General features: G+C 71.1%; 9 protein-coding genes. 1 reads left to right on the forward strand and 8 read right to left on the reverse strand.

Going from position 1 to position 10,422, the window contains the following annotated elements; all coding sequences use genetic code 11:
* Positions 1-689: 689 nt before the first annotated feature.
* The 6 genes from proC to BFF77_RS06945 form a co-directional block, all read right to left on the reverse strand.
* Positions 690-1,499: a pyrroline-5-carboxylate reductase gene (gene proC / locus BFF77_RS06920; RefSeq protein WP_066944964.1), complete on the reverse strand. Its 810-nt coding sequence runs from the start codon at positions 1,497-1,499 to the stop codon at positions 690-692.
* A gap of 127 nt (positions 1,500-1,626) precedes the next feature.
* Complete coding sequence (locus BFF77_RS06925; RefSeq protein WP_066944966.1) at positions 1,627-2,439, reverse strand: ABC transporter permease; 813 nt, start codon at positions 2,437-2,439, stop codon at positions 1,627-1,629.
* On the reverse strand, positions 2,436-3,206 hold the full coding sequence (locus BFF77_RS06930) for an ABC transporter ATP-binding protein (RefSeq protein ID WP_211280173.1): 771 nt from the start codon (positions 3,204-3,206) through the stop codon (positions 2,436-2,438). The genes BFF77_RS06925 and BFF77_RS06930 overlap by 4 nt, the downstream gene beginning before the upstream one ends.
* A 93-nt stretch (positions 3,207-3,299) precedes the next feature.
* Entirely contained in the window at positions 3,300-4,073 is a 774-nt protein-coding gene (locus BFF77_RS06935; RefSeq protein WP_066944969.1) for a class I SAM-dependent methyltransferase, read from the reverse strand.
* A 24-nt stretch (positions 4,074-4,097) separates the two neighbouring features.
* Positions 4,098-4,625 carry a hypothetical protein gene (locus BFF77_RS06940; RefSeq protein WP_066944972.1) on the reverse strand — a complete coding sequence of 176 codons (528 nt, stop codon included), beginning with the start codon at positions 4,623-4,625 and terminating at the stop codon, positions 4,098-4,100.
* A gap of 132 nt (positions 4,626-4,757) precedes the next feature.
* Positions 4,758-5,072: a peptidase gene (locus BFF77_RS06945; protein ID WP_066944974.1), complete on the reverse strand. Its 315-nt coding sequence runs from the start codon at positions 5,070-5,072 to the stop codon at positions 4,758-4,760.
* 124 nt (positions 5,073-5,196) lie between these two features.
* On the opposite strand from BFF77_RS06945, the gene BFF77_RS06950 reads away from it, so the two are divergent.
* Positions 5,197-7,533, forward strand: a complete 2,337-nt coding sequence (locus tag BFF77_RS06950; RefSeq protein ID WP_066944977.1) for a protein kinase domain-containing protein — start codon at positions 5,197-5,199, stop codon at positions 7,531-7,533.
* Positions 7,534-7,639: 106 nt separating this feature from the next.
* Here the strand turns inward: BFF77_RS06950 and ilvD are convergent, their stop codons facing one another.
* On the reverse strand, positions 7,640-9,490 hold the full coding sequence (gene ilvD, locus BFF77_RS06955; protein ID WP_066944979.1) for a dihydroxy-acid dehydratase: 1,851 nt from the start codon (positions 9,488-9,490) through the stop codon (positions 7,640-7,642).
* Between the two features lie 218 nt (positions 9,491-9,708).
* On the reverse strand, positions 9,709-10,320 hold the full coding sequence (locus BFF77_RS06960) for a TetR/AcrR family transcriptional regulator (protein WP_066944982.1): 612 nt from the start codon (positions 10,318-10,320) through the stop codon (positions 9,709-9,711).
* Between the last annotated feature and the right edge of the window lie 102 nt (positions 10,321-10,422).

Consider the following 10,422-nt stretch of genomic DNA (forward strand, 5'->3'; position numbering starts at 1 on the left):
GCGGAACCACCAGCCGGAATAAGACCGGTGGTTCACAGCGTCCTCGCTGTGTTTATTTCAAAGGAACCTCAACCCGCCAAAACTATTGGCAGGCCGGGGTATCAACATATTTGGCGTTGACTTTTGGCACACTGTTGAGTTCTCAAGGAACGGACGCTTCCTTCGTACTCACCCTCACGGGCTTTCCTCCGGGCATTTCCCTTCGGCCCTGCTATTTTACTTGTCCTGCTGCCCTGCTTGTTTTAACGTCTTGCTGTTCTGCTTGTCTTGCTGTCCTGCGTTTCCGACTCTATCAGATCCTTTCGGGCCTGATTCCCGGTCAGAGCGGGTTGCCTTCCCGGCCCTTCGGCCGTTCCGACGAGTGAGACTTTAGCGGAATCCCGGGCCCCGACGCTAATCGGGGTGTCGCGTTCCTTCGAACGCGGATTCCTCATTTCGCGAAGGCGCACGCAAAGCAATGCGACGAACCGTCGCGTGCTTGTCATGAGTCCTGCGGAATGACCGTCCGGGGACCGACCTGGGCCGGTGCTCACGTCGGACAGCCCGGAGAACATTACGGATCCGTGTTTAGCATGTCAACTTCGTGGATCAGTCGCTGCTCCGGGCCCATGACCGGGCGTGCGCGTCTTCTTCAGCCGAAGCAGCGAAGCATCACGACAACGCCGAACACGGCAACGCCGGGGCGGAAGTCAGCCGGTGCCGGAGGCCAGGGCGCGGCTGCGGTCGCGGGCCGCCTCGATGGCGGCGATGAGGGCCGCGCGTACTCCGTGGTTCTCCAGCTCCCGGATGGCGTTGATGGTGGTGCCGGCGGGAGAGGTCACCGCCTCGCGGAGCTTCACCGGATGCTCCCCGCTGTCGCGCAGCATGACGGCGGCGCCCAGGGCGGACTGGACGATCAGGTCGTGTGCCTGGGCGCGGGGCAGGCCGAGGAGGATGCCCGCGTCGGTCATGGCCTCGACGAGGAAGTAGAAGTACGCCGGGCCCGAGCCGGAGAGGGCGGTGGCGGCGTCCTGCTGGGACTCAGGGACGCGGAGTGTCTTGCCGACGCCTCCGAAGATCTCTTCGGCGTGGCCGAGATGTACGGCGCGGGCATGGCTGCCCGCGGAGATGACGGACATGCCCTCGTCGACCAGCACGGGGGTGTTGGGCATCACGCGTACGACGGGTGTGCCGGAGGCCAGGCGTTCCTCGATGAAGGCGGTGGTGATACCGGCGGCGGCGCTGATGATCAGGCGGTCGACGGTGACATGGGGGGTGAGTTCGTCGAGGAGCCTGCCCATGTCCTGGGGCTTGACGGCGAGGATGAGGATGTCGGCGCGCTTGGCGGCGTCGGCGCTGGTGACGGTCTCGACGCCGTAGCGGTCGCGCAGTTCTTTCGCGCGGTCGTCGCGGCGGGCGGTGGCCAGCAGGTCGGCCGGGCGCCAGCCGGCCCGGATCATGCCGCTGAGCAGGGCCTCACCGATCTTTCCGGTGCCGAGGACTGCGACTGTCTGGGGCATTTCGGGGTCACCTCGCCGGTGGGGATGGGTGGTGCGGTCGTCCGCTTCCCATCCTCGCACCGGGCTCGGTGGCGGGCGTGAGGTGTCCGATGGGCGGTACGGCGTCCGGGGCGGAGGGGGACGGCTCCTACGCCGTACGGCGGCGGAGGGTGGCCGCTCCCAGGGCCAGGACGACGACGGCGCAGCCCGCGACGATCAGTACGTCACGTACGAAGGCACCGGTGATGTCGGGGTTGCGGAGGACTTCGTTCATCCCGTCGACGGCGTACGACATGGGCAGGACGTTGGAGATCGCCTCCAGCACGGGCTGCATGTTCGGGCGTGGGGTGAAGAGTCCGCACAGGAGGAGCTGCGGAAAGATCACCGCGGGCATGAACTGGACCGCCTGGAACTCGGAGGCGGCGAAGGCGGAGACGAAGAGACCGAGAGCTGTGCCGAGCAGGGCGTCGAGGAGCGCGACGAGGAGCAGGAGCCAGGCGGATCCCACGACGTCCAGCCCGAGGGCCCAGACCGCGAGGCCGGTGGCGAGGGCGGACTGGACGATGGCGAGGAGGCCGAAGGCGAGTGCGTAGCCGGTGATCAGGTCGGCCTTGCCCAGCGGCATGGCGAGCAGGCGTTCCAGGGTGCCCGAGGTGCGTTCGCGCAGGGTGGCGATCGAGGTGACCAGGAACATCGTGATGAGCGGGAAGATTCCGAGGAGCGAGGCGCCGATGGCGTCGAAGGTGCGCGGGCTGCCGTCGAAGACGTAGCGGAGCAGGACGAGCATCACGCACGGGACGAGGATCATCAGCGCGATCGAGCGCGGGTCGTGCCGCAGCTGACGCAGCACACGTGCGGCGGTGGCCAGGGTGCGGGCGGCGGAGAGGGCCGCCGCCGTGCCGCCCGTGCTGCCGGTGGTCCCGGTGCCGGTACGGGCCGTGGCGGGGGTCGTGGTGCTCATCGGGCGCTCTCCTGGAGTGCGTTGGCCTGGTCGACCAGATGGAGGAAGGCCGCTTCGACGGTCTCGGAGTCCGTACGGGCGCGCAGGGCGTCCGGCGTGTCGTCGGCGAGGATCTCGCCCTCGCGCATGAGGAGGAGCCGATGGCAGCGTTCGGCTTCGTCCATGACATGGGAGGAGACGAGGATCGTCGCGGCGCGCTCGGCGGCGATGCGGTGGAAGAGGTTCCACAGATCGCGGCGGAGGACGGGATCGAGGCCGACGGTCGGTTCGTCGAGGACGAGGAGTTCGGGCGTGCCGAGCAGGGCGACGGCGAGGGAGACCCGGCCGCGCTGGCCGCCGGAGAGCCGGCCGGCCAGTGAGTCGGCGTGGGAGGTGAGGTCGACGTCGTCGATGGCACGGGTGACGGTCTCGCGGCGGGCGGCGCGGCGGGAGCGGCCCGGGTCGAGCACGGCGGCGAAGTGGTCCAGGTTCTGCCGGACCGTCAGGTCGTCGAAGACGGAGGGTGCCTGGGTGACATAGCCGATCCTGGCGCGGAGCGCGCCGTCGCCGGCGGGCCGGCCGAGGACATCGAGGGTGCCGGTGACCTGGGCCTGGGTGCCGACGACGGCGCGCATCAGGGTCGACTTGCCGCAGCCGGACGGGCCGAGCAGGCCGGTGATCTGGCCGGGAGGTACGGAGAAGCCGAGGCCGCGCAGGACGGTGCGGTCGCCTCGTCGGACGGTGAGGCCACGCGCATGGATGGCGGCGGCCCCGATAGAATTCATCATGTGATGAATAGTGTGCGCCGGAGACCGCGCCGTCAAGGTGCGCGGCGGCACCGGAAGGTGGCGGTACGGGGAGGTGGCGGTACGGGCGGGCCGTCAGGCGGCGGGCCCGGCGGGCGGGCGGTGGGTGACGGTCAGTTCGACGGCGTACGCCTCCTCGACCAGCCCGTCCGGGAAGACGGTGAGCAGTTCCGCGCGCTCCCGGGCGAGGAAGCGGGCCGCGCTCTCCTCGCCGAGCATCCGGAAGACCGAGTGGGTGGCGAGATTGTCGAGGTGGGTGTCGAGCGTGACACGCCGGGTCCAGGGCACCCGGCGCTCCTCGAAGCGCGGCCCCGCGGGCAGATGGCGATTGCCCCGGGCCGTGCCGTGGGCGCCATGGGCGCCGTCGTCGGCCCACCGGCGGATACGGGCGTCCTGGGCGGCGATCCAGGGCACATCTGCGTCCGAGATGTTCCACCAGAGGGCGAGCGCGCCACCCGGCGCGAGGACGCGCAGCGCCTCGGGCAGGGAGCGGTCCCGGTCGGTCCAGTGCCAGGACTGGGCGTAGGTGATGAGGTCGGCGCTGGCGTCGGCGAAGGGCAGGGCGTCACCGAAGCCCCGGACGAGCGGGACCTCGGGGAGTGTGCGGTGGAGCCGGTCCGCCATGCCGGGGCCCGGTTCCACGGCGACGACATGGGCACCGCGCTCGCGCAGCAGGCGGGTGGCGATACCGGTGCCGGCGCCCACGTCGATGACCCGGGAACCGCCGAGGGACCGGCCGGTGAGCTCCTCGACGGCGTCGAAGAGCGCGGGCGGATAGCCGGGACGGGAGGTGTCGTACTGGTCGGCGACGGCGTCGAAGGAGAGTGCTCGCTCGGTCATACGCCCCATCCTGCGGGCCAGGGCGCGGCGGCTCTATCCGTGCTCGCGTTTTCCGCCCTTGGCGGCGCCGCGGGCGGCGGGGTCACCCGTACGGGCGGTGCGGCGGCGCTCGTACCGGACGAGGGCGGCCTCGTACTCGCGTCGGCGCAGCCCCTCACCCGGCGCCTCGGTGAGGGAGCGCAGGAAGTAGGCGGCCAGTGAGCCGATGAAGCCGATCGCGTGAAGTCCGCGCAGGGACTCCTCGCGGCCGGGGCCGGCCGGGCGGCGGCCGAAGCCCTCCCAGGTCCTGCGGAAGGCGGCGGCGCCGCACACCGCGAATGTCACGACGACGAGCATGCTCACGAAGGAGCCCACCTCCGCGATCTCCAGGCCCTGGTACGCGAAGCGGAGGACGAGGCAGGAGGCGAGGGCGGCGGCGAGCGAGCCGGCGGTGGCCGCGGCACGCCGTGCCGCGTATCCGCGGTCGTGGCCGACCCAGGTCGTACCGAAGAAACGGATGGCCTCGGGCTCCGGGCCACCACGGCCACGGCCGTTGTCGTCCGCGTTCACGGACGCCCTCACAGGCGCCTTCCCAGACGCCCTCACGGACGCTCCCGCCGACGTGGTCGTGGTCGTGGTGGCTTCGGGCCGCTCGTGCTGCTCCGGGTGGTCGCTCACGGGACGATTGTCCCCGTGCGCGGTTCACCCCGGGCATCAGGTGCAGCGCACGGTGACGTAGCCGTCGCTGCCCGTGTGTACGTAGGCGTCGGAGATGTACTGGCCGTTGGCGATGTTGTCCCAGATATTGGTGGTGCCGTACGGGCCCGTGACCCACTCCCCCGGCTTCTGACAGTTGATCGGCACGGTCGCTCCGTACGCGAGGACCCGGACGAGCCGGTAGTTCGTACCCGGCCCGCTGCGTACGTTCACCCGATAGCCCGGCGCGATCGGATAGCGCGTGGCCGCGGCCGTCTCGACCGCCGCCTGTCCGGCTTCCTCCGCCGCGCTCTCAACCTCTTCGACTGCCATTCGGTCCCTCCCCCATTGAAGGTGCACGATCTGCTTCGCAGGCTAGCAACCGATGGCTGGATCGCACGCATCATCGACTAGGCTCCGTGAGTCGCGCTCGCGCACGAATACACGGGGGTGGGCGGTGCCACCACTGCGCAATACCGGGTCGGCCCCGGAAGCGGAACGTCCGGATTACGCCGGTCGCTATCAGCTCGAAGCAGCCCTGGGCTCGGGCGGAATGGGTGAGGTCCATCTGGCCACCTCCGCTTCCGGGTTGCGGCTCGCCGTCAAGGTGATCCATGTCAACCACGCCTCGGATCCGGAGTTCAGAGCCCGGTTCCGGCAGGAGGTCGCGGCGGCGCGCCGGGTGAGCGGAGCCTTCACCGCGCCCGTCGTGGACGCCGACCCGGAGGCGGAACGCCCCTGGATGGCAACGCTGTTCATTGACGGGCCCACCCTCGCGGAGCGGGTGAAGCGGAACGGCCCGCTGAACACGGGCGAATTGGTCAGACTCGCCGCGGGACTCGCCGAAGGGCTGCGCGACATCCACCGGGCCGGTGTGGTACACCGCGATCTCAAGCCGAGCAATGTCCTATTGGCGTCGGACGGCCCCAAGGTCATCGACTTCGGCATCTCGCGCCCGGCGGACAGTGATCTGCGCACGGAGACGGGCAAGCTGATCGGGACGCCGCCGTTCATGGCGCCCGAGCAGTTCCAGCGCCCGCGCGAAGTCGGTCCCGCCGCCGATGTGTTCGCGATGGGCGCGGTGCTGGTCCACGCGGCGACCGGGCGCGGGCCCTTCGACTCGGACAGCCCCTATATCGTCGCGTATCAGGTCGTCCACAACGAGCCGGACCTGGCGGGCGTCCCCGAGAGCCTGCTGCCGCTGGTCACGCGCTGTCTGTCGAAGGATCCGCGGGAGCGGCCGACGCCGGACGAGTTGATGACCGCGCTGCGCGCCTCCGCGCAGGGGATGCCGGAGGCGTCGGCGGAACCGGAGGTACCGGCTGCGCGCGGTACGCGGGAGGCGACGAACGCGCGGGGCGCGAGGTCGCTGATACCCGCGCGGCGCCATTGGCCCGAGGCGGCCGGGAGCGCGGACTCGACCCCCACCAATCACTCCGGTCACGCGGGCGCCGTTGACGCGCGGGGCGGGCGCTCCCCGGGCGAGGGCTCCGCGGGCCGGTCGCCGGCCGTCGACCGGTTCCTCACGACCCGGCTCAGGGCGGGCCGGACCCGCACCGTTGTCTCTCCCGGCCGCCGTCGTCCGCGCACCCGCCTGCTCGCCGCCGGTGTGGCGGTGGTCGCGCTCGCCGTGGCCGGTTTCGCCGGTGTGCGCTCGTTCACAGACGACAAGGCCGCTCCCGCCAGGCCGAGCACCGGGCGGGCCGACGCGGCCTCCCGTTCCTGGCAGATCGAGCTGGGCGGCGGCAAGGGCGCGAACCACATGCCCGTGTGCTCGGTCGGCGGCACCGGCGCCGGCACCGCCGTCTACTGCACGGCTCCGGGAGTCAAGGCGGCCCGGATCAGCCCCGCCGACGGCGCGACGGTCTGGTCCGTACCGGACGGCCACACCATGACGGACGCCGACGAGGACGCCGCGCCGGTCGTCTCCGGCGGCCTGCTGCATGTCATCGCACCCGGCGGCAGCCGTCTGGAGGCGCTGGATCCCGTTTCGGGCGCCGGGCGCTGGAGCGTCGACATCTCCTCGTACGCCACCGTCCGGCATGCCGCCGACTCCGTGCTGCTCGTCTCGTACGACGGGCTGGTGCGCTCGCTGGACAGCGCGACCGGGGCCGAGCGCTGGGAGGCGCGGCGCGGCGGGACCGGTTCCGTCTGGACGGCGGGCGGCGGCGCCGACGGTCCGCTGTTCGCCGCCACACCGTCGCCCGACGGCACCGCCACCGAGGTGAGCGCCGTCGATCCGGCGGACGGGACCCTGCTCTGGGAGAAGCGGCTGGCCGGCACGCTGACCCCGGCGGGAGCGTCCGACGGCGCGCTCCTCCTGCTCTCCAGCGGCACCAACGACATGACCGACGCCGTCGTACGGCTCGACGCGTCGAGCCGTACCGTACGGCGTGTCCCGCTGCCCTCGCCGGTCGACCAGGCCCAGGCCACGGTCGCCGGTGACCTGGTCTATGTCGTCGGCTACACGGGCTCGCTGCTCGCCGTCGACACGGGCGACAGTGCGAGCGGCGGTCCCGGCCAGCGCTGGCGGCTGGAAACCTCGGTCACGCGCGCGTCCCGCCCCACGGCCGCGGGCACCTGGCTCTTCATGAGCGCGGGTGACGGGCGGCTGCTCGCCGTGGACGCGCGGCGCGGTGTGCTGACGGGGCAGACCAAGCCGCGGATGGGCGAGGGACGCGACACGCTGTCCGGAGCGCTGCCGATGCCGGTCACCGTCCCCGGGAAGGTCCTCGCCAGCGCGCCCGACGGATCCGTGTTCGCCGTCGACAGCCGGGATCCCGCCCGCTGGTGAACCGGACCCGCTGACGGCACAGCCGTGCGCCCCGGTCCCTGGCGGGATCCGGGGCGCACGGCAAGCGCAGGCACCGGGGGGCGGGAGCGCCGGGAAGGGGGCGGGCTCAGCCCAGCCTGGTCACGTCCCGCACCGCGCCCTTGTCCGCGCTGGTCGCCATCGCGGCGTACGCGCGCAGCGCCGCCGAGACCTTGCGTTCGCGGGCGGCCGGAGCGTACACGCCATTCAGCGCCTCGCGGCGCGCCGCCAGCTCGTCCTCGGGGACGAGCAGTTCGATCGAGCGGCCGGGGATGTCGATCCGGATCCGGTCGCCGTCGTGGACCAGCGCGATCGTGCCGCCCGAGGCCGCCTCGGGCGAGGCGTGGCCGATCGACAGACCCGACGTACCGCCGGAGAAACGTCCGTCCGTGACCAGCGCGCAGGACTTGCCGAGACCGCGGCCCTTCAGATACGAGGTCGGGTAGAGCATCTCCTGCATCCCGGGACCGCCGCGCGGGCCCTCGTACCGGATGACGATCACATCGCCCTCGGTGATCTCCTTGCGGAGGATCTTCTCGACGGCCTCCTCCTGCGACTCGCAGACGACCGCCGGGCCCTCGAAGGTCCAGATCGACTCGTCGACGCCGGCCGTCTTCACGACACAGCCGTCCTCGGCGAGATTGCCCTTGAGGACCGCGAGACCGCCGTCCTTGGAATAGGCGTGGGCGACATCGCGCACACAGCCGTTGGCGGCGTCCGTGTCGAGCGTCTCCCAGCGCTCGGACTGGGAGAAGGCCTCGGCGGAGCGGACACAGCCGGGCGCGGCGTGCCACAGCTCGACGGCCTCGTCGGACGGCGAGCCGCCGCGCACGTCCCAGGTCTCCAGCCAGTCCTTGATGCTCGGCGAGTGGACGGTGTGCACATGCTCGTTGAGCAGACCGCCTCGGTACAGCTCGCCGAGGATGGCCGGGATGCCGCCGGCCCGGTGCACGTCCTCCATGTAGTACGTACCGCCCGGGGCGACATTGGGCGCGACCTTGGCCAGACAGGGGACGCGGCGCGAGACGGCGTCGATGTCGGCGAGGCCGTACTCCAGCTCGGCCTCCTGGGCGGCGGCGAGCAGATGGAGGATGGTGTTGGTCGAGCCGCCCATGGCGATGTCCAGCGCCATGGCGTTGTCGAAGGCGGCGCGGGTGGCGATGGCGCGCGGCAGGACCGACTCGTCGTCCTGCTCGTAGTGGCGCCTGGTGATCTCGACGACCGTGCGGCCCGCGTTCTCGTACAGCGCCTTGCGGGCGGTGTGCGTGGCCAGCACCGAGCCGTTGCCGGGCAGCGAGAGGCCCATGGCCTCGGTCAGGCAGTTCATCGAGTTGGCGGTGAACATGCCGGAGCAGGAGCCGCAGGTGGGACAGGCGTTCTCCTCGATACGGAGGATGTCCTCGTCCGAGACGCTCTCGTTGACCGCGTCCGAGATCGCGTTGATCAGGTCGAGCTTGCGGACGGTGCCGTCCACGAGCGTCGCCCTGCCGGCCTCCATCGGGCCGCCGGAGACGAAGACCGTGGGGATGTTGAGGCGCATCGCGGCCATCAGCATGCCGGGAGTGATCTTGTCGCAGTTGGAGATGCAGATCAGCGCGTCCGCGCAGTGCGCCTCGACCATGTACTCGACCGAGTCGGCGATCAGATCGCGGGACGGCAGGGAGTAGAGCATCCCGCCGTGGCCCATCGCGATGCCGTCGTCCACGGCGATGGTGTTGAACTCGCGCGGCACCGCGCCCGCGGCCTTGATCGCCTCGGAGACGATCCGGCCGACCGGCGCGAGATGGGTGTGTCCCGGCACGAACTCGGTGAAGGAGTTGGCCACGGCGACGATCGGCTTGCCGATGTCCGCGCTCGCTACGCCCGAGGCCCGCATCAGGGCGCGTGCGCCCGCCATATTGCGGCCGTGGGTGACAGTGCGGGACCTCAGCTCGGGCATCGTCGCTCGCTCCTTCAGCAGATCCGTCGACGGCGCACGCCACGGATCCTTCGGCGGAAATGGCTCTCTGAGAGCCTACGCCCACCCTCCAAGATCTGGACGCCTTGTCCGGTATACGGAATGGCCCCTCTGCGGTACGGAAGGGCCGCCCCGCCGGGTGGGCCGGTGCGGAAGGGACCGGGCCTGGCCCGGCCGGTGCGGAACGGCGGGCCGACCGCTCAGCTTTCCGTCAGATACCGCTGGAGCGTGGGCGCCACCATTCTGACGATCTCCTCGGAGTCCGCGGTGGCCAGCGGATCCGCCTTGATCACATAGCGGAGGAACGCGATTCCGATCATGTGGGAGGCGGCCAGTTCGGCGCGGAACGTCGGATCCGGTACGTCGAGCTCCTCCGCGATCCGCTCCAGCAGCCGCCGCAGCACGAACGTACGCAGCACCTTCGCCGCCGCGTCGTGCGTCAGGGCGGAGCGCATGATCGCCAGCAGCGGCGCACGGGTCACCGGGTTCTCCCAGATCCCGATGAAGTAGCGGGCGAGCCGCTCGCCGACGCCGTCCAGGCCGCCGGCCAGCAGCGTGGGCAGCAGCAGGGCGGGTTCGAAGGAGACCTCGACGGCCGCCGCGAAGACCTCGTCCTTCGTACCGAAGTAGTGGTGGACGAGCGCCGGGTCGACACCCGCGGCCTTGGCGATACCGCGGATGGACGTCTTGTCGTAGCCCCGCGCGGCGAACTCCGCGCGGGCCGATTCCAGGATCTTCTGCCGGGCGCTGGGGCCCGCGTCCATGTCCTTGCGGGCGGGACGGCCTCGACGGCGTGGAGCCATGTCGGTCATGGGGTCTTGCCGATCATGAAGGGCGGACTCCCGAGGAGCCCGGGGTGCGGGACTCGTGCGAGGGGGACGGCCCGGTGGGCGGTCCCCCTCGCACGAGTCCCG

This window comes from Streptomyces lushanensis (genome assembly GCF_001700515.1).
In the GTDB taxonomy this organism is placed as follows: Bacteria; Actinomycetota; Actinomycetes; order Streptomycetales; family Streptomycetaceae; genus Streptomyces; species Streptomyces lushanensis.